The organism is Amycolatopsis sp. YIM 10, from assembly GCF_009429145.1.
Taxonomy (GTDB): domain Bacteria; phylum Actinomycetota; class Actinomycetes; order Mycobacteriales; family Pseudonocardiaceae; genus Amycolatopsis.
This window is the reverse complement of sequence record NZ_CP045480.1, coordinates 8542932-8562469: the sequence shown is the minus strand read 5'-3', so window position 1 is coordinate 8562469 and position 19538 is coordinate 8542932. Positions and strand designations below refer to the sequence as shown.

Sequence of the window (19538 nt, the reverse complement as noted above, 5' to 3'; positions counted from 1 at the left end):
GATCAGCAAGGTCAGGGCGGTCAACGTGGTCAACCGGAGCCGTAGACAGGTCGCACGCTGCGTGGGGCCAGCTGGTCAGTCGGCGCCGTAGACCACGTTCCATGGGCGGGGACTCGCCGGATCGTCGTCCGGCTTGGTGGTGGGCGCGTCTTGCCGGAGGGTCGCCGAGGCGACCGCGGCGAAGCCCTTCGCCTCCGGATGGGCGTTGCCGGAGGGCCAGGCGAAGCACAAGCGCCGCATCGGTGGCGGGGTGAGTGGTCGCCACACCACCCTCGGCTCCTTCTGCGCCACCGTGCCCTCGGCCAGGGCCACCCCGTGCCCGGCCAGCACCATGCCGAGCACGAACTCCGGGTTCCGCGCGTGGTGCACGGCCGACGGCCGGAAGCCTTCTTCCCAGCACGCGCGCAGCAGTGCGTCGTAGTAACCGGGTGCCGACGCGCGCGGGAAGAGCACGAGCCCCTGCCCGGCCAGCGCGCCCGGGTCTAGTTCCGCGCGGGCGGCCAGCGGTGAGTCCCGGGGGAGCACTACACCGAGCGGGGTCTCGAGCGCGGGGCCCAGCTCCAGCCCGGTCACGTCCACCGGCAGGTGCAGCAGTCCGGTGTCGAGCTTGCCTTCGGCGAGCAGGCGCAGCTGCTCAGTGGTGGTCAGCTCCTGCAGCTCAACGCGGACGCCGGGCCGGTCGCGGGCGAACGCGGTCAGGAACCCGGCGAGCACCCGGCCCGGCATCTCGGGCGGCACCCCGGCTCGCAGGGCGTCCAGCTCACCGCGCCCGGCCTTGCCGACGAGCGCGGCCGCGCGGTCCCAGCGTGCGATCAGGTCGCGGGCTTCGGCGAGCAGGATCTGCCCCGCCTCAGTCAGTTCGACGTGCCTGCTGTCGCGGTCGAACAGCTTCGCGCCGAGGTCGCGTTCGAGCCGCTGGATGCGCTGGCTCAGCGGTGGCTGGGCGATGCCGAGCCGGTCGGCGGCGCGGCCGAAGTGAAGTTCTTCGGCGACCGCGATGAAGTAGCGCAACGAGCGCAGGGGGTCCACGCTGCGACGATATCGGTTCGCATATCGCGATTCGCGTGTCGTGATCTTGGACAGCGACGCGGCAGGCGTGCTCGGCTGTCGATCATGAGTGATGGACGGACCAGATTCGGCAGGCGCGGCTTTCTCGGGGCTTCGGCCGCGGTGGCGGCTAGCCTGCCCGGCATTCCGGCCGCGGCGGGCAGCCCGAACGCGACCTCGCCCCCGAACCCGCGCCCGCGCCCGAAGGCCGACGTGGCACTGCGCTGGTGGGGCAACAACAGCTGGGAGGTGCGCCTGCCCGGCGGCAAAGTGGTGCTGATCGACCCGTGGCTGACCCGGTTCAAGACGGGCACCTACGCCAAGGCGGGTGCCGACCCGAACACGCGCATCGAGGTGAACCGGGAGCTGATCGACCGCCTGGTGGGCTCCGGCGAACTGCGCGCCGACCACATCCTGGTCACCCACGGCCACTACGACCACATCAGCGACGTGCCCTACCTGGCCGCGAAGACCGGCGCGACGGTGATCGGCACCGAGACGCACCTGAGCCTGCTGCTCGCCCTCGGCGCTCCCGAGGACCAGCTCGCGATCGCCACCGGCGGCGAGTTCCACACCTTCGACGGCTATTCGATCCGCGTGCTCCGCTCTCTGCATTCGGCGAGCGGTGAGAGGGCGAAGGTCGCGTTCGCGGGCACGCGCCCGCTGTCCCGGCGCGACCGGCCGCGGGTGATCAGCGACCTGCTCGAAGGCGGCACCCTGGCCTACCAGGTGCAGAGCGCCTCGGGGTTCGCCGTGCTGAACTTCGGTGGCTCCAACTACGTGGAGGGCGAGCTGGCCGGGTTGCGGCCGGACGTGCTGCTCCTGCCCGCCGGCGGGGATCGGGTGGCCGAGTACGTGCCTCGGCTGCTGCGCACCCTCGGCTTCCCGCCGCACGTGGTGCCGACCCACTGGGACGACTTCGACTTCCCGCTGGACGAGCCCGCCAAGGATTGGGGCGGGCTCGCCAGGCTGCGCGACGCGGTGGCCGCAGCCAGTCCGGGTAGTGCGTTCCGGGTGGTCGACCACCGCGAGGTGTTCACGCCCTGAAGGTTGAGAGCGACACTCCGTTTAGAGAGCAGTGCTCTAAGATAAGAGCACTGCTCTCGAATGTGAGTGGCTGATCTCGAATGTGAGCGGTGCTCTAGCCGCTCTTGCGCCGGAACTCGCGCTTGCCGCCGGCCGGGCCGTGGGCGTTGTGCACCTTCGAACCGCGGTCCTCGTGTGCGGCGCGGGCCTTCGTCTGGGCCTGCTTGCGCTCGAGCGCCTCGCGGAACTTGCGCTTGACGTCGTCCTCCTCGCCGGTTTCCGGCGTGGGTTGCGTGTCAGACATGTGAAACCTCCGAACAACGTCGTGTGTCACCGGCCAGCCTGTCAGTCGTCCGCCTGGTTGGCGAGCGGATTTCGCTGGTTTGCACCCCGTCGGGCTCATAGGTAGTGTCGCGACATGTAGCGACACTACCTATGAAAGCAGCTGGAGGGATCATGGGGAAGCGACGAATCGGCTGGGTGGCGGCCGCGGTGGGCGTGCTGCTGATCACGGCCGTGCCGGCCACCGCGGTCGAGGACCACAAGCCCGGCGACCAGGCCGCCTTCGACAAACTGCACGACCGGCAGGCGCAGGCGTGGGCCGACGAGGACGGCGCGGCCTTCGCCGCCACCTACACCGAAGACGGCGACGTCGTCACCTTCAACGGCGACCACCTGCACAGCCGCGAAGGCATCGCCCGGGGCATGCAGTACTACTTCGACAACTACATCGACGGCAGCCGGATCAAGCGGCTGAGCGAGAAGGTCCGCTACCTCGACCGCAACACCGTGGTGATCATCCGCTCGTCCTGCCTGACCCAGGGCGACGTGCCGGACTGCCGCCCGGACTCGCTGTCCACCAACACCAATCTCCTGGTCCGGCGGCACGGGCAGTGGCTGCAGGAGTCCTTCCAGAACACCCGCTACTTCGAAATCCCCTGATCAGCGGGCCACACCGGCCGGATCGGCAGGCGCAGGGCCGCGGGCGCGCTCGGCGGCACGACCGGGTGCGCCGGCGGCACCGCGCTCAGGCGCCGGTAGGCCGAGCCGAGCGGCGGCCGCGGGTCCTCCTCGCCCTTGTTCGGCCAGAAGGACATCGCGCGCTCGGACTGCGCGGTGATGGTCAGCGACGGGTTCACCCCGAGGTTCGCCGAGATCGTCGAGCCGTCCACCACGTGCAGGCCGGGGTGCCCGTAGAGCCGCTGGTACGGGTCGACCACGCCGGTTTCGCTCGAGTCGCCGATCGCGCAGCCGCCGATGAAGTGCCCGGTGATCGGGATGTTCGCCAGTTCGGTGATCGAGCCCTGCGGCAGCCCGTCGATCTTCTCGGCCACTCGCCGGGTCACCTCGTTGCCCACCGGGATCCACTCCGGACTGGGCAGCCCGTCACCCTGACGGGTGGTCATCCGCCGCCTGCCCAGCAGCCCGCGCCGGGTGTAGGTGGTCACCGAGTTGTCCAGGTTCTGCATCACCAGCAGGCCGATCATCTTCTCCGACCAGCGGCGCGGGTTGTGCAGTTTCAGCAGGTGGCGGCGTTGCCGGACCAGTTCGCGCAGGCCGAGTGCCCAGCGTCGCTTCCCGGTCTCGGCGTCGACCAGCACGGTGGTGAGCAGGCCCATGAAGTTGCTGCCCTTGCCGTAGCGCACCGGCTCGACGTGCGTGTCCTCGTCCGGGTGAATCGACGAGGTGATCGCCACACCGCGGGTGAAGTCGGTGTCGTCGCGCAGCGAGCGCGCGGCGAGCACGGCCTCGGAGTTGGTGCGGGCCAGGTAGCCGAGCCGGGCGGAGATCCGGGGCAGCGAGCGCCGGTCCCGCAGCTTGTGCAGCAGCCGCTGGGTGCCGAGCGCGGCCGCGGAGAAGATCACCTGGTCGGCGTAGAAGGTGCGCCGGGCGAACCCGCCGGTCCGCGTGCTCTTCACCGCGTACCCGCCACCGGGCATGGGGCGCACGTCGACGACCGTGGTGCGCTCGTGCACCTGCGCGCCGGCCTGTTCCGCGAGGTAGAGGTAGTTCTTGACCAGGGTGTTCTTCGCGCCGTGGCGACAGCCGGTCATGCATTCGCCACAGTGGCTGCACCCGCGTCGCGCCGGGCCCGAGCCGCCGAAGAACGGGTCGGGCACCTCTTCCCCGGCACGCTCGCCGAAGAAGACGCCGACCGGGGTAGGCCGGTAGGTGTGCTCGATCCCCATGTCGGCGGCGACCTCGCGCAGCACCCGGTCGGCCGGCGTGGTCGCCGGGTTGTCGGTCACCCCGAGCATGCGCTTGGCCTGGTCGTAGTGCGGGGCCAGCTCGGCCTTCCAGTCGGTGATGTGCGCCCACTGCGGGTCGGCGTAGAACTTGTCCGGGGGCTCGTACAGCGTGTTCGCGTAGACCAGCGAACCACCGCCGACCCCGGCGCCGCTCATCACGAAGGTGTTCTTGAGCAGGGTGAGCCGCTGGATGCCGAAGCAGCCGAGCCGCGGCGCCCACAGGTACTTCCGCAGCCGCCACGAGGTCTTCGCGAATTCGTCGTCGGCGAACCGGCGCCCGGCTTCCAGCACCCCGACGCGGTAGCCCTTCTCGGTCAGCCGCAGCGCCGACACGCTCCCGCCGAAGCCGGAGCCGATCACCAGCACGTCGTAGTAGTCGAAGTCGGACATCAGCCACCCACCGTCCTGAACTCGGAAAGGCGAAGCCGTCGCGTGCGGAGGTGGTACTCCGAGACCAGACCGGGCCAGTTGGTGGAGACCCGGCCGTCGGCCTGGCGGTACCAGCTGGCGCAGCCGGTCCACACGCTGCCGGCCAGGCGCGACTGGATCTCCTCGTCGTACTTCCGCTCCACTTCCGGCCGGACGTCCAGGTAGGACACCGACGGCCGCGACAGGTGCTCGACGGCCTGGCGGATGTAGCGCGCCTGCCGCTCCAGCATGTAGATGATCGAGCCGGCACCGAGATTGGTGTTCGGGCCGTACATCCAGAACAGGTTCGGGAAGCCGGGCACGGTCATGCCCAGGTGCGCGCGGGCGCCCTTGGCCCACACCTCGGCCAGGTCGCGACCGCCGAGCCCACGCACCTTGAGCGGTCCGAGGAAGTCCAATGCGGCGAAGCCGGTGCCATAGATCAAGACGTCGGCCTGGTGCTCCACGCCGTCTTCGGTGCGCACGCCGCGCGGGGTGATCTCGGTGATCGAGCCGGTCTCCACATCGACGTTGGGCGAGGCCAGCGCGGGCAGGTAGTCGTTGGTGAACAGGATCCGCTTGCAGCCCATCGGATAGCTCGGCGTGATCCGCGCGCGCAGGCCGGGGTCCTTGATGTGCCGCCGCCGCAGCTGCTCGGTCCGCAGCTCGAACGGCTTGGTCAGCGCGCCGTGCCCGGTCATCGCGAAGGTGGCGTACTCGGCGAGCAGCCAGATCCGCAGCCTGCCGAGCAACTGGGTGAACGGCAGGTGCCGGAACAGGAAGCGGTGCCAGCGGCGGTAGATGGTGTCGTTCTTGGCCATGATGTAGGGCGGCGTCCGCTGGAACACCGTGACCCGCGCGGCGGCCCGCCGGATCTCCGGCACGAACTGGATCGCGCTCGCACCGGTGCCGATCACCGCGACCCGCTTGCCGGTCAGGTCCACGTCGTGGTCCCAGCGCGCGGAGTGGAAGGCGGGGCCGTCGAAGCTGTCCCGGCCGGGGATGTCCGGCAGGGCGGGGCGGGACAGCTGGCCGGTCGCGGGCACGAAGACGGTCGCCTCGAAGGTCTCGCCGGTGCTCGTCTCCACGGTCCACATGCCGCGCTGCTCGTCGAAGGACGCGCTGGTGACCTCGGTGCCGAAGCGGATGTGGCGGTCGACGCCGTACTCCGCGGCGACGCGCTTGAGGTAGGCGTGGATCTCGGCCTGTCCCGAATAGCGGCGCGGCCAGTCGGGATTGGGGGCGAAGGAGAAGGAGTAGAGCGGGGACGGGATGTCGCAGGCGGCCCCGGGATAGGTGTTCTCGCGCCACACGCCGCCGAGTTCGTCCGCGCGCTCCAGCACGGTGAACTCGTGCAGCCCGGCCCGCTTCAGCTCGATGGCCAGTGCGATGCCGCCGAATCCGCTGCCGGCGATGAGAACGGACGCTGTGCTCATGCCTGACGAAGTTACGTGGCGGTGGCGGGCCGGTGAAGTGCACGAACGGACAGTCGATCGAGATTTCCGGCCAGGGGCGGGGTGGCGCGCGGCCACGCCGCCGATCGATAATTCCGGCCATGGTGGAGTTCGCCGCGCCCGCGGTGCGCGACTGGGACTTTCCGCGGAGCACCGCGAGCGTGCTGCTGATGTCGGTGTTCGCCGCCGAGCACGGCAACCACGAGGTGCTGTCGGGCACCTCGCTCACCCCCGGCCAGGTCCGCGACCCGGAACTGCAGATCGACGCGCGCCAGGAGCTGGCCGTGGTGCGCAACCTGCTGACCGGGCTGGCGCCGGGGCAGGACCCGGACGCCGCGGCGATCGCGCTCGGCGGCCGCTACCACGTGACCACCTTCGGCATCTTCGGCTTCGCCTGCATCAGCAGCCCGACCCTGGCCGACACGATGTCCTTCGCGTTGCGCTACCTGGACCTGAGCTTCACCTTCTGCATCCCGCACGTCGCCGTCGACGGCGGGGAGATCCGGCTGGTGCTGCACGACGAACTGGTCCCGGCCGACGTCGCGCGCTTCCTGGTGCTGCGGGATCTGTCCGCGATCTACACCGTGCTCGGCGACCTGCTGCCGCCGATCACCCTGCGGCGGCTCGGGTTTCGTTTCCCCGCACCGTCCACTGTGGATACTCTGGCGGCCTACCGGGCGGCCTTCGGGGTGCGGCCGTCCTTCGGCGGCCCGGTCAACCTGCTCACGCTCGACGCCGCGTATCTGGATCAGCCGCTGCCGCAGGCGAACGAGCACACCGTGGCCATCTGCGAGGCGCAGTGCCGCGAACTGGTCACCCGGCGCCGCGCGCGCACCGGGATCTCGCACCAGGTCAGGGAACGGCTGATCCGCCTCGGCGGGGCCGACACCGGCATGGACGCCATCGCCCGCGACCTGGCGATGAGCCCCCGCACCCTGCGGCGCCGCCTGACCGAAGCCGGCACCAGCTACCGCGCGCTGGTCGACGAGGTCCGCGAGGCGCTGGCCGAGGAACTGCTGGCCACCGGCGTGCTTTCGGTGGAGGCGGTGGCGGTCCGGCTGGGCTACGCCGAGGCGTCCAGCTTCATCTACGCCTTCAAGCGCTGGAAGGGCGTGACGCCGGCGGCGTACGCCCGTTCACTCGGCCGGACCGGCTGAGCGGGTGGTCCGCCCGCCGCGGAAAACGTAGTGTTGGGGTTCGCCCGTCCAGCCTGGGAGGCCGCCTTGACCAGCAGCCACGACCAGCCGGTGATCGTGGCCGGTACCGACGAGCCCAACCCCTACCTGCTCGGTGTCTACGCGCCGGTGACCACCGAGATCGACAGCGGCGAGCTGCAGGTGATCGGCCGCATCCCGCCCGACCTCAACGGGGTCTACCTGCGCAACGGGCCGAATCCGCGCTACCGCCCGGAAGGCCGCTACCACTGGTTCGACGGGGACGGCATGGTGCACGCGGTGCACCTGGAGAACGGCCGCGCCCGCTACCGCAACCGGTGGATCCGCACCAAGGCCTTTGCCGCCGAGTCCGAAGCCGGTCGCGCGTTGTGGACCGGAGTGATGGAAAGCCCGAAGGGCAACCCGTTCGGCAACCACCACGGGCTCGGCCTCAAGGACGCGGCCAACACCGACGTGATCTTCCACCGCGGCAAGGTGCTGGCCACCTGGTACCTGTGCGGCAGCCCGTACGGGATCGACCCGCTGTCGCTGGAAACCCTTGGCGCGGAAGACTTCCTGGGCACGCTGGTGGGCGACATGATGGCCCACCCCAAGGTCGACGAGCACACCGGCGAGCTGTTCTGGTTCGACTACGGCCCGACGCCGCCGTACCTGCGTTACGGCGTGGTCGGTGCGGACGGGCGGGTGGCGCACACCACCGAGGTCGCGTTGCCGGGGCCGCGGTTGCCGCACGACATGGCGATCACCGCGAACCACGCGGTGCTGATGGACCTGCCGTTGCTCCAGGATCCCGAGGCGGCGCGGCACGGCCGTCACAAGTTGGTCTTCGACCGCTCGCTGCCCGCGCGGTTCGGCGTGCTGCCGCGGTACGGCACCGGTGATCAGGTGCGCTGGTTCGAGGCTTCGCCCTGCTACATCTACCACGTGGTCAACTCGTGGGAGGTCGGCGAGGAGATCGTGCTCGACGTCTGCCGGGTGAGCAGACCTCAGCCGCGTGCCGACGCGCGCACCCCGCTGGCGAAGATGCTGTCCTACCTCCGCCTTGACGCGCAGCTGCACCGCTACCGCTTCAACCTGCGCACCGGCGCGGTCAGCGAGTCGCCGATGGACGACGCGAACACCGAGTTCCCCAGCGTGGACTCGCGCAAGGTGGGCAGGCTGAGCCGGTACGCCTACCACGTGAGCATCTCGCCGGAGTCCACGCTGCTGTTCGACGGCCTGGTCCGCTACGACAACGCGACCGGGGTGAAGGCGGAGCACCGGTTCGGGCCGGGCCGCTGGGGCAGCGAGGCGCCGTTCGCGCCGCGCGACGGCGCCACCGTGGAGGGCGACGGCTACCTGGTCACCTTCGTGCAGGACGAACGCGAGGGACTGTCCGAATTGGACATCTTCGACGCGGGTGATCTGGCCGCCGGTCCGGTGGCGCGAGTGCTGCTGCCGCAACGGGTTCCGCTGGGTTTCCACGCCACCTGGGTACGGGCTGATCAACTCGGTTTCAACTGAGGGGAACCGCTGTGGCGGACGCGGCGTCGATACTGGTGCACATCGCGCTACTGCCGGTGTGCGACCGGTCGACGACGCGGCGTCCGCGATCCGGCACGCTCTTACCCGGGGGGAGAGCGAATCGGAGGGCGCCGCGCCGTTGCGGGCGGTGAGCGAGCAACCGCAGACCGAAACAGCTTGTTGATGCTCGCCCAATCCGGCATGATCCACTTGACGATTACCGGGCGATCGTGATTGGACGGGCATCGGAAGATGATCACCGAATGTCTCGCTGAACAGGCAGAACAACAACATTTGGCACTCTGTCAAGCGTGGTCATCCGATGAGCATTAAGCTTCCTGGAATGGCTGGAGCCCCAGAGAGTCCTTCGCCGCTGCCGGGCCAGCAGCGGCCCCGGTCCCGGTTCGCGGCTGGCCTGCCCGCGGTCACCGCGGAGCGGATCGTCGACGCGGCGCTGCGGCTGACCGTGGAACGCGGCCTCGACAGCTGGACGCTGCGGCAGCTGGCCTCGGCGGTGGAGGCCTACCCGGCCGTCATCTACCACCACGTCGGTGACCGGGAGTCCGTGGTGCGCGCGGTGATCGAGCGGGTGGGCGAGGAGATCCCGCTGCCCGACGCGAACCTGCACTGGCGGGACTTCTACTGGCAGCTGCTCGCCGACCTGCGTGTGGTGCTGCGCCGGTACCCGGGCGTGGCCAGGCGGTTCTCGCTGTACGGGCCGCTGATCCCGTCGATCAAGCCGCTGATCGACCGCGGGGTGCGGGTGCTGCAGCGCGACGGTTTCGGCGAGGAGAGCGTGACCGCGTACAACCTGCTGCTCGGCACGGCCGCCGCGCTGGTGTCCAAGGAGGACGACCACCTGGCGCAGCCGCTGATCAAGCCGGACAGCCCCGAGGTCTACGCCGAGGCGCGCGACCGCGAGGACCTGCCGGGACTGGCGGCGCTGGGGCGGAACGTCTACGAGCGGGTGAAGGATCCGGAGCGGCTGGCCGCGCACTTCACCGAGTTCTACGAGTACTCGGTGCAGATCGCGATCGACGGCCTGGAGCGGCGCCTCACCCGGATCCACCCGTAGCTCAGCCCTCGCCGCCGGGGCGGTAGCCGCGCTCTTCGCGCGGGAAGTAGCCGTCGGGCGGGCCGGCGCGGTGGCGGCCGGGGCCGTCGCCGAACTCGCGGGCGATGCCGGGCCTGCCGTCGCGGGGGCCGTCGTGGTCGAGCGCGGTGATCAGGCCGACCACTCCGCCGCCGACCAGCACCCCGGCCAGGCCGACCGCCACCAGCCCGGTCGCCCGGTGCCGCACGACCCGCCGGAACCGCCCGGGCGCCTTCACCGGCGCCCACCCCGGCGGCGGTGCCTGATGCCCCGCGGGTCCCGCTTGGTGAGCGGCGGTCTGCTCGGCAGTCGGCTGCCCGGCCGCGGCCTGAGCCGCGGTGGGCTGCTCGACGCCCGGCTGTCCGGTGCCCGGCTGGTGGGGTGCGGCCTGCTGGTGAGCTGCGGTTTGCTCCGCAGTGGGCTGCCCGGCCGCCGGTGTCGCGGCGTCGGGCTGTGGGGTCGCGGCGGGTGGTGGGGTGGGGTGCTCGACCGTGGGCTGGTCGGCGCCCGGCTCCGGTGGCTGCTCGTTCTTCTCGCTCATCGTTTGCTCCCGTGGTGACAGCGGGTCTTCCCGCTGCCGTCGAGCATGGACCGGGTTTCTGTGGCGGCCCTGATGTGAAGCTGTTCATCAGCTGTGTGCGGATATTTGCAGAGGCCTGTCCCATAATTGCGGCTATGAAACGTCGGATCGCGGAAGTCGCGAAGCAGGTGGGGGTCAGCGAGGCCACGGTGAGCCGGGTGCTCAACGGCAGGCCGGGAGTCGCCGAGAGCACGAGGACCGCCGTGCTCACCGCGCTCGACGTGCTCGGGTACGAACGGCCGACCCAGCTGCGCGGCGAGCGGGCGCGGCTGGTCGGGCTGGTGCTGCCGGAACTGCAGAACCCCATCTTCCCGGCACTGGCCGAGGTGATGGGCAACGCGCTCGCCCAGCAGGGCTTCACCCCGGTGCTCTGCACCCGCACCGCCGGCGGCGTGTCCGAAGCGGACTACGTCGACCTCCTCCTCCAGCAGCAGGTCTCCGGCGTCGCCTTCGCCGGCGGGCAGTACGCGCAGGCCGACGCCGTGCACACGCACTACCACCGGCTCGTCGAACGCGGCCTGCCCACCGTGCTGCTCAACGCCGCCGTCGGCGAACTCGGCATGCCGCAGGTCTCCTGCGACGACGCGATGGCGGTCGAGCAGGCCATCGGGCACATGCTCTCCCTCGGCCACGAGCGCATCGGCCTGCTGCTCGGCCCGGCCGACCACATGCCGTCCCGCCGCAAACTCGAGGCCTTCCGCGCCTGCCTGGACGAGGCCGGCCTCGGCGTCGATCCGGAAGCCGTCGCGCACGGCATGTTCTCGCTGGAAGGCGGGCACGCCGGCGCCGTGCGGCTGCTCAACCGCGGGGTCACCGCCATTCTCTGCGCCAGCGACCCCCTCGCCCTCGGCGCCATCCGCGCCGCCCGGCGGCACGGGCTGGCCGTGCCGGACGACATCTCGGTGGTCGGCTACGACGACTCGGCGCTGATGCAGTGCGTCGACCCGCCGCTGACCACGATCCGCCAGCCGATCGAGGCGATGGGCCGCGCGGTGGTGGAGCTGCTGGTCAAGAAGATCAACGGCGGCCAGGTGCCCGCCGAGGAACTGCTGTTCGCCCCGGAGCTGGTGGTCCGCAGCTCCACCGGGAGGGTGCCGGGCTGATCACTCGCCGTAAGTTTGTTTCATAATTCCAAAACTCTGTCAGCTTCTTGCGAAACTCGGCTTCACACTTTAGAGTGACTGCCGTCACAAGAGGCTGGCCGAGAAGAGGCGTCCATGAAGAGTCCGCGCTCCCGCAGAGTCCTGGTTCCCCTCGCCGCGATCGGGTTGCTGGCCGCGGTGCCCGCCTGCTCGGGCGGCTCGGGGGAGGAGCGCTCGGCCGACGGCAAGCTCAAGGTCTCGATCAACGGCCAGCCGCCGCAGACGCAGGCCTTCGAGCGGATGATCTTCGACCAGGACGTGGCCGAGTTCGAGGCCGGCCACCCGGACATCGACCTCGAACCGCACGAGGGCTTCATGGAGGTCGAGTCCTTCTCGGCGAAGCTGGCCGGCGGGCAGCTCGAGGACGTCTACTACGTCTACTTCACCGACCCGGCGCAGATCATCGCCCGCCGCCAGGCCGCCGACATCACCGAAGCGGTCAAGGAGCTGCCGCACGTCGACCAGCTCCAGCCGCAGCTGCTGGACGTCTTCCGCGACGGCTCCGGCAAGCTCTACGGCCTGCCCACCGCGAACTACTCGATGGGCCTGGTCTACAGCCGCCCGCTGTTCACCAAGGCCGGGCTCGACCCGGACAACCCGCCGCGCACCTGGGCCGAAGTCCGCGCAGCCGCCGACAAGATCGCCGCGCTGGGCGACGGCGTGGTCGGGTACGCCGACTTCAGCAAGGGCAACCAGGGCGGCTGGCACCTGACCGCCTGGCTCAACTCACTCGGCGGCCAGATCGCCCGCAAGGAGGGTGACGGCTGGAAGGCCGACTTCAACAACGAACTCGGCCGCACCGCGCTCGACCACCTCAAGCAGATGCGCTGGACCGACGACTCGATGGGCAGCAAGCAGCTGCTCCAGGACGCCGACGCGCAGCGCATGATGGGCGCCGGCCAGCTCGGCATGTACCTGGCCGCGCCGGACAACATCCCGACGCTGGTCAAGCAGTTCAACGGCAAGTACGAGGACTACGGCCTGGCGCCGGTGCCCGAGGGCAAGGGCACGCTGATCGGCGGCGAGGGCTACATGGTCAATCCGAAGGCGTCGCCGGAGAAGATCAAGGCCGGGCTGACCTGGATCCAGTGGAAGTACCTCAACCCGGACCGGTTCGACTCCTTCACCAAGCGCTACGCCGACGGCAAGCAGCCGGTCGGGCTGCCCGCGCTGCCGAACCCGGACATCTGGACCGGCGCCCTGCGCGACCAGCAGGAAGCGGCCAAGGCGAAGTACGCCAACGTGCCCGCGCAGAACTACGCCGCCTACCTCAACGCCGCGACCACCATCAAGGGCCACCTCGAACCGCCGAGCGCGCAGCAGGTGTACGCCACGCTCGACACGGTGATGCAGGCGGTGCTGACCGATCCGGCGGCGGATCCCGCGGCTCTGCTCAGCGCCGCGGAGGCGAAGGTCAACGCCACTCTCGCCCAGGTCAGGTGAGCGTCTCGGCCAGGCGGCGCCGCAGGCTCGCCGAGAACGTCACGGCCTATGGCCTGCTGAGCGCCGCTCTGGTCGTCTTCGCGGTGTTCTCCTGGTTCCCGATCGTGCGCGGGGTGGTGCTCAGCTTCCAGCAGGTGAACTTCGTCGACGACCCGGAGTGGGTGGGCCTGGCGAACTTCGAACTGCTCTTCGCCGACCCGCTGTTCGGCGTGGCCTGGCGCAACACCCTGCTGTTCACCGGGCTGGCGCTGGTCTTCGGCTTCGCCATCCCGTTCGTCACCGCGGTGCTGCTCAACGAACTGCGGCACGCGCGGGCGTACTTCCGGCTGGTGGTCTACCTGCCGGTGATGCTGCCGCCGGTGGTCACCGCACTGCTGTGGAAGTGGTTCTACGACCCGGGGCCCGGCCTGTTCAACGAGGGCCTGCGCGCGGCCGGGCTGCCCGATTCGGCCTGGCTCGACTCCGGCGACACCGCGATGCTCTCCCTGGTCCTGGTCTCGACCTGGGCGAACATGGGCAGCACCACGCTGATCTACCTGGCCGCGCTGCAGACCATTCCCGGTGACCTGTACGAGGCCGCCGAGCTGGACGGCGCCGGGATCTGGCGGCGGCTGTGGCACGTGACCGTGCCGCAGACCCGGTTCGTGCTGCTGGTGCTGTTGCTGCTGCAGGTGGTGGCGACCATGCAGGTGTTCACCGAGCCGTTCGTGATGACCGGCGGCGGTCCTGACGATTCCACCGTCACCGTGCTCCTGCTGCTCTACCGGTACGCGTTCGTCTACAACGACTTCGGTTCGGCGAGCGCGCTGAGCCTGCTGCTGTTCGTCGCGCTCGGGGTGTTCTCGGCCGCGTACGTCCGGCTCACGAGGAGGAGTGCGGAATGAAGGGCGCACCCGGACCGCGCACGCTGGTCTCCCCGTCGCAACTGCGCAGCACCCGCGGCAAGATCGTCTACTGGGTGCTTTTCTCGCTGGTGCTGGTGGCCTTCACGCTGGCCTTCCTGTTCCCGCTGTACTGGGCGGTGACCGGGGCGATGAAAACGCCGGACGAACTCGCGCGCGTTCCGCCGACGCTGGTGCCCGAGCAATGGCACCCGGAGACCTTCGCCCAGGCCTGGGACGAACTGGACCTGGGCAAGTACTTCCTGAACACGATCGTGGTGGCGGGCGGGGCCTGGCTGCTGCAGCTCGCGGTCGCGGTGCCCGCCGCGTTCGCGCTGTCGAAACTGCGGCCGGTGCTCGGCGGCGCGGTGCTCGGGCTGATGCTCGCCACGCTGATGCTGCCCGCGTCGGCGCTGCTGGTGCCGACCTATCTGACCGTGTCCGACGTGCCGCTGATCGGGGTCAACCTGCTCAGCACCCCGGCCGCGATCTGGCTGCCCGCCGCCGCCAGCGCGTTCAACATCTACCTGCTCAAGCGGTTCTTCGACCAGATCCCGGACGAGCTGATCGAGGCGGCCACCATCGACGGCGCCGGACCGGTGCGGATCCTGCTCCGCGTCGTGCTGCCGATCTCGCGCCCGGTGCTCGCGGTGGTCTCGATCTTCGCCGTGGTCGCGGCGTGGAAGGACTTCATCTGGCCGCTGCTGGTGTTGCAGGACCCCGGCACGCAGACGTTGTCCGTGCTGTTGCAGCGGGTCGCGCCGGATCTCCGGCTGGACCTGCTGGTCGCCGGGCTGGTGCTGGCCAGCCTGCCGATGGTGGGGCTGTTCCTGGTCTTCCAGAAGCAGATCCTCGCCGGACTGACCGCGGGCAGCCTCAAGGGCTGACCCGCCACAACACCAGAAAGGTGCTGCAGTGAGCGAATCCCCACGGAGTCCGCAGTGGTGGCGTCAGGCGGCGATCTACCAGGTCTACCTGCGGAGCTTCGCCGACGGCGACGGTGACGGCATCGGCGACCTCGCCGGGGTGCGGGCCCGGCTGGGCTATCTCGCGGACCTCGGTGTGGACGCCATCTGGTTCACCCCGTGGTACCCGTCCCCGATGGACGACGGCGGTTACGACGTCGCCGACTTCCGCGACATCGAGCCGACCTTCGGCACGCTCGCCGACGCCGAGAGCGTGCTCGACGAGGCCCGCGCGCTCGGCCTCAAGGTGATCATCGACATCGTGCCGAACCACTGCTCGGACACGCACCGGTGGTTCACCGCGGCACTCGAGGCCGGACCGGGTTCGCCGGAGCGGCAGCGGTTCTGGTTCCGCGACGGCCGCGGTCCCGATGGTGCCGAGCCGCCCAACAACTGGCGCTCGCGCTTCGGTGGTCCGGCCTGGACACGGGTGGTCGAACCGGACGGCTCGCCCGGCCAGTGGTACCTGCACCTGTACAGCTCGCGGCAGCCGGACCTGAACTGGGAGAGCGAGGAGGTGCGCGCCGAGTTCGAGGACATCCTGCGGTTCTGGTTCGACCGCGGCGTCGACGGCTTCCGCATCGACGTGGCCGACGGCCTGGTCAAGGACCCGGACCTGCCGGACGTGGAGCCCGGTGACGAGACCCCGTTCTCCGACCAGGAGGGCGTGCACGAGATCTACCGCGCCTGGCGGCGGATCGCGCGCGGCTACCCGGCCGAGCGCCTGCTGGTGGGGGAGATGTGGCTGCCCGACCTGCGGCGGTCGGCGCGGTACCTGCGCGAGGACGAGATGCACGCCGCGTTCAACTTCGACTTCCTTGTCTGCCCGTGGGACGCCGGGCGCTTCCGCGAGGTGATCGACCGGACGCTGGAGTCGCACGACGAGGTCGGCGCGCCACCGTCGTGGGTGCTGTCGAACCACGACGTGACCCGCCCGGTCACGCGGTACGGCCGGGCCGGGGACACCGGGTTCAGCTTCGCCGACCGCTTGCACGGCACGCCGGTGGACCGCGAGCTGGGCACCCGGCGGGCGCGGGCGGCGGCGCTGCTGGCGATGTCGCTGCCCGGCGGGATCTACGTCTACCAGGGCGAGGAACTGGGGTTGTGGGAGATCGAGGACATTCCCGGTGAGCTGCGCCAGGATCCGGTGTGGGAGCGCAGTGATCACGCCGATCCCGGCCGCGACGGGTGCCGGGTGCCGATGCCGTGGTCGGGTAGGCGGCCGCCGTTCGGGTTCAGCCAGGACGACGCGGAGAAGGAGCCATGGCTGCCGCAGCCGGCGGAATGGGCTTCCTACACCGCCGAGGCGCAGGCGATGGACCCCGGTTCGGTGCTTTCGCTGTACCGGTCCGGCTTGCGCTTGCGGAAACTGGCGGAGGGTGAGCTGCACTGGCTCGACCAGGCACCGGATGTGCTCGCCTTCCGGCGTGGTTCGTTCGCCTGCCTGCTGAACTTCTCCGCCGAGCCGATTTCCCTGCCGGAACACCGTGAAGTGCTGCTGTCCAGTTCTCCGCTGGAGGACGGGCACCTGCCCGCGGACACCGCGGTGTGGCTGCGCCTGACGGGAGGAGAACGGTGAGGATTCTGCTCGCGGTGGCCATGGCGCTGGCCGTGCTCACCCCGCCCGCGACCGCCGAACCTGTTGCCCTGTCGGAAAAGACGCACATCTTCTACTATCCGTGGTACGGGAACCCGGCGGTCAGCGGGTCCTACCGGCACTGGCCGCAGGGCGGGCACCAGCCGCCGCAGGACATCGGCGCGGACCTCTACCCGACGCTGGGCCCGTACGACTCCGGTGACTTCTCCGGCGCGGTGGACCAGCACATGGCGTGGATCCAGCGCGCGGGCGTGGGCACGCTGGTCTACAGCTGGTGGGGTCGCGGGTCCTATGAGGACAGTCTGGCGCCCGGCGTGCTGGCGGCCGCGGCGAAGTACGGCCTGAAGGTGGCCTGGCACCTGGAACCGTACGGCGGCCGGACCGCTCAGTCCACTGTGGACGACGTTGCCTACATCAACGAGCGCTACGGTTCGAGCCCGGCCTTCTACCGGGACGCCGCGCACGGCGACCGGCCCGCGTTCTACGTGTTCGACAGCCTGTCGATCGCCGACTGGTCACCGATCGAACCGTTGCGGGCGAACAACATCGTGCTCGCGCAGACCACCGATCTGAGCCGGGTGACGCACTTCGGCGGCATCTACACCTACGACGTGCTCGCCACGATGAACCCGGTGGGCTGGCAGGGGATCGCCGACTACGCCAGGGCGAACGGCCTGGTCTGGGCGCCGTCGATCGGCCCGGGTTACGTCGACGACCGGGCCGTGCCCGGCAACACCACACCGACACTGGCCCGCGAGGACGGCCGGACCTACGACACGCAGTGGTCGACGGTCCTGGACCCGGCGAACGGCGGTGAGCCGGACTGGGTGTCGATCACCTCGTTCAACGAATGGCACGAGGGCTCGACGCTGGAACCGGCCAGCTCCACCCCGCCGTCCGGCTTCGGTTACCAGGACTACGAAGGCGCCTACGGCAAGGTCGGCGCCGAGGCGGAAACGGCCTACCTGGACCGGACCCGCCACTGGACCAGCCAGTTCTGAGCGGCTTCTGGAAAAGGCGCAGCCCCGGTGCCGTGAAGCCACCTTCACGGCACCGGGCCCGGAACCTAGGCGCCGGGGCAGACGATCTTCGGCTGCGGGTTGTACCGGACGTTGCGCGGCTCCCGCTTGACCTCGCGGCCCGTAGCGGCGTCGCGCAGGACGCGGGTGTCGCTGACGGTGAAGCCCTGCGCACCGGCACTGGGCTGGCAGTTCTCCGCCGGGCCCGGCTTCTCCTGCGGTTCGGTGAAGTTGTGCCGCTCACCCGGCACCGACTCCACGTTGTACCGCTTGGTGCCCCACAGCTTCACCGTGATCGACGACGGGGTCCAGATGGTCTGGATGGCCACGCCGGTCTCGCTGTCGTTGGTGAACTTCAGGTCGATCACGCTGCCACCGGCGTGGTTCTGGAACACCGTCGCCTCGCGCGCCGGCGGGTACCGGCTGATGTAGTAGCTGTGCTCCTTGTGCCCCGCGTCCTTCATGCCCGCGAAGTAGTAGGCGTTGTACAGCGTGGTGGCGAACTGCGAGATGCCACCGCCGACCTCGCGGCCCGGCGCGCCGTCGGAGATCACGCCCGCTTCGACGTAACCCTGCGCCTTCGTACGCGGGCCGGTGAACCCGTTGAGGCTGAAGGTTTCACCCGGCTTGACGATGGCGCCGGTGACCTTCTCCGCGACCACGCGGATGTTCACGCCCGAGTCCGCCGCGAAGCCCTTCGTGGTGAACTCGCCGATCACCTCGTTGATGCCGAGCTTGTTCGCCTCTTCGGTGGTCACCTTGGCCGGCTTGTTCTCGTAGACCGCCTTGACCTCGCGGACCTGCGGCTGCTTGAGCACCTCGGGCAGCGGCACCAGGGTCGGCTCCCAGTTGATCTTCTTGCCGTCCTCGGACGGGTGCACCGCGGGCTTGCCGCCCTCGAAGACGATCTCCGCGTCGCGCCCCTCCTTCTCGGTGGAGGCGAGCTGCGGACCGGCCGCTTCGGCGAACTTGCCGTTGTCGACCTTCGGCACCAGCGCGCCGTCCTCGGCCACCTCGAAGGTGATCGTCTTGCCGATGGCCTCCGGCGCCACCTTGGCGTCCTTGCCCTCGCCCTTGACCGTCACCGGCCCGGACACCGCGGGCTTGGCGAACTGCTCCAGCGCCGCCCGCACGCTCTCCGGCGAGGACTTCACCGGGGTCAGCCCCACCGGCAGCTCCAGCACCTGGCCCGACGCCCACTGCGAGAGCAGCAGCTGTGACGCGGCGGGCACGTCCAGTGACTGGCCCTGCTTCGGGTCCACCGGAACCGGCGTCGCGCCGTCGAAGGTGATCGTGCCCTCGACCGGGCCGCGGTCCACCTGGCCGCGCAGGCCCTCCATCGCGGTGGCGAGGGTGCCCTGGTCGGCGTTGGTGGCCAGGCCGGTCTCGCGGGTGGTGAAGAACGAGGCGATGCGGGCGAACGGGTTCAGCGGCTGCTCGCCGGCGCGGTCCAGGGTGGCCGACCAGTCCAGGTTCAGCCCGGTGGCGCGCGGGTCGAGGGTGTGCTCGACGTCGCCGGCGCGGACCCGGACCGGCTGGTTCAGCCGCGGCTCCAGCTGACCGCGCAGCTCCTGCTCGGCGTTCTCCCGGCTCATGCCGCCGACGTCGACGCCGGCCACGGTCACCCCACGCGGCACGTCACCGGAGTTGATCAGCAGGTCGGCGCCGTAGAGCACGACGAACGCGCCGAGCACGGCCCCGGCGATCAGCCCGCCGCGCTTGAGCTTGCGCTTGCGCTCGGAGCCGTCGTCCTCGGGGGGTACCTGGTGCACGAAGGCGGTCTGCGTGCCGAACACGTCGGTCTGCTCGGGGTCGTTGAGCTTGCCGGAGACCGCGGGGAACACGTCGGTCTCCTCGGACCGGGAACCGGGCCACTGACTGTCTTGCGGCAAGACTTCGCTCCTGTTCGCGATGGCGCCGTCGGAAACTGGGCGTCCACCACAAGATACGTGGGTC

17 protein-coding genes are annotated in these 19538 nt (G+C 70.2%); 11 read left to right on the top strand and 6 right to left on the bottom strand.

Annotated elements, in window-relative coordinates; genetic code table 11:
• Positions 1–75: 75 nt before the first annotated feature.
• On the bottom strand, positions 76–1029 hold the full coding sequence (locus YIM_RS39840) for a LysR substrate-binding domain-containing protein (RefSeq protein ID WP_153035281.1): 954 nt from the start codon (positions 1027–1029) through the stop codon (positions 76–78).
• 84 nt (positions 1030–1113) lie between these two features.
• On the opposite strand from YIM_RS39840, the gene YIM_RS39835 reads away from it, so the two are divergent.
• Positions 1114–2094 (top strand): MBL fold metallo-hydrolase, encoded by a 981-nt coding sequence (locus YIM_RS39835; protein ID WP_153035280.1) that lies wholly within the window; start codon positions 1114–1116, stop codon positions 2092–2094.
• Between the two features lie 94 nt (positions 2095–2188).
• Here the strand turns inward: YIM_RS39835 and YIM_RS39830 are convergent, their stop codons facing one another.
• Positions 2189–2377 carry a DUF5302 domain-containing protein gene (locus tag YIM_RS39830; RefSeq protein WP_153035279.1) on the bottom strand — a complete coding sequence of 63 codons (189 nt, stop codon included), beginning with the start codon at positions 2375–2377 and terminating at the stop codon, positions 2189–2191.
• A 152-nt stretch (positions 2378–2529) separates the two neighbouring features.
• On the opposite strand from YIM_RS39830, the gene YIM_RS39825 reads away from it, so the two are divergent.
• Complete coding sequence (locus tag YIM_RS39825; RefSeq protein ID WP_194239904.1) at positions 2530–3015, top strand: SgcJ/EcaC family oxidoreductase; 486 nt, start codon at positions 2530–2532, stop codon at positions 3013–3015.
• Here the strand turns inward: YIM_RS39825 and YIM_RS39820 are convergent.
• Positions 2997–4712 carry an FAD-dependent oxidoreductase gene (locus tag YIM_RS39820; protein WP_153035277.1) on the bottom strand — a complete coding sequence of 572 codons (1716 nt, stop codon included), beginning with the start codon at positions 4710–4712 and terminating at the stop codon, positions 2997–2999. The two genes, YIM_RS39825 and YIM_RS39820, sit on opposite strands and share 19 nt — an antisense overlap.
• Entirely contained in the window at positions 4712–6166 is a 1455-nt protein-coding gene (locus YIM_RS39815) for an NAD(P)/FAD-dependent oxidoreductase (protein ID WP_153035276.1), read from the bottom strand. The genes YIM_RS39820 and YIM_RS39815 overlap by 1 nt, the downstream gene beginning before the upstream one ends.
• A 119-nt stretch (positions 6167–6285) precedes the next feature.
• On the opposite strand from YIM_RS39815, the gene YIM_RS39810 reads away from it, so the two are divergent.
• From YIM_RS39810 to YIM_RS39800, 3 genes are all read left to right on the top strand, one after another.
• Entirely contained in the window at positions 6286–7341 is a 1056-nt protein-coding gene (locus YIM_RS39810; protein WP_153035275.1) for an AraC family transcriptional regulator, read from the top strand.
• A 66-nt stretch (positions 7342–7407) separates the two neighbouring features.
• Positions 7408–8862 (top strand): carotenoid oxygenase family protein, encoded by a 1455-nt coding sequence (locus tag YIM_RS39805; protein ID WP_153035274.1) that lies wholly within the window; start codon positions 7408–7410, stop codon positions 8860–8862.
• A 343-nt stretch (positions 8863–9205) separates the two neighbouring features.
• Complete coding sequence (locus YIM_RS39800) at positions 9206–9937, top strand: TetR/AcrR family transcriptional regulator (protein WP_153035273.1); 732 nt, start codon at positions 9206–9208, stop codon at positions 9935–9937.
• Position 9938: 1 nt separating this feature from the next.
• On the opposite strand, the gene YIM_RS39795 is transcribed toward YIM_RS39800, so the two are convergent.
• Positions 9939–10496, bottom strand: a complete 558-nt coding sequence (locus YIM_RS39795; RefSeq protein WP_153035272.1) for a hypothetical protein — start codon at positions 10494–10496, stop codon at positions 9939–9941.
• Positions 10497–10630: 134 nt separating this feature from the next.
• On the opposite strand from YIM_RS39795, the gene YIM_RS39790 reads away from it, so the two are divergent.
• From YIM_RS39790 to YIM_RS39765, 6 genes are all read left to right on the top strand, one after another.
• Positions 10631–11638: a LacI family DNA-binding transcriptional regulator gene (locus YIM_RS39790; RefSeq protein ID WP_153035271.1), complete on the top strand. Its 1008-nt coding sequence runs from the start codon at positions 10631–10633 to the stop codon at positions 11636–11638.
• A gap of 114 nt (positions 11639–11752) precedes the next feature.
• Positions 11753–13120, top strand: coding sequence for an ABC transporter substrate-binding protein (locus tag YIM_RS39785; protein WP_153035270.1), 1368 nt, complete (start codon positions 11753–11755; stop codon positions 13118–13120).
• Positions 13117–14004, top strand: coding sequence for a carbohydrate ABC transporter permease (locus YIM_RS39780; RefSeq protein ID WP_153035269.1), 888 nt, complete (start codon positions 13117–13119; stop codon positions 14002–14004). Before YIM_RS39785 ends, YIM_RS39780 begins: the two co-directional genes overlap by 4 nt.
• Entirely contained in the window at positions 14001–14888 is an 888-nt protein-coding gene (locus tag YIM_RS39775) for a carbohydrate ABC transporter permease (RefSeq protein ID WP_153035268.1), read from the top strand. Before YIM_RS39780 ends, YIM_RS39775 begins: the two co-directional genes overlap by 4 nt.
• Before the next feature lie 28 nt (positions 14889–14916).
• Positions 14917–16545 (top strand): alpha-amylase family glycosyl hydrolase, encoded by a 1629-nt coding sequence (locus YIM_RS39770; protein WP_153035267.1) that lies wholly within the window; start codon positions 14917–14919, stop codon positions 16543–16545.
• The gene (locus tag YIM_RS39765; RefSeq protein ID WP_228004310.1) at positions 16542–17564 is read left to right on the top strand and encodes a glycoside hydrolase family 99 protein; all 1023 of its coding nucleotides are present in this window, start codon (positions 16542–16544) and stop codon (positions 17562–17564) included. The genes YIM_RS39770 and YIM_RS39765 overlap by 4 nt, the downstream gene beginning before the upstream one ends.
• Before the next feature lie 65 nt (positions 17565–17629).
• On the opposite strand, the gene YIM_RS39760 is transcribed toward YIM_RS39765, so the two are convergent.
• Positions 17630–19474 carry a VanW family protein gene (locus YIM_RS39760; RefSeq protein WP_153035266.1) on the bottom strand — a complete coding sequence of 615 codons (1845 nt, stop codon included), beginning with the start codon at positions 19472–19474 and terminating at the stop codon, positions 17630–17632.
• Positions 19475–19538 lie beyond the last annotated feature (64 nt).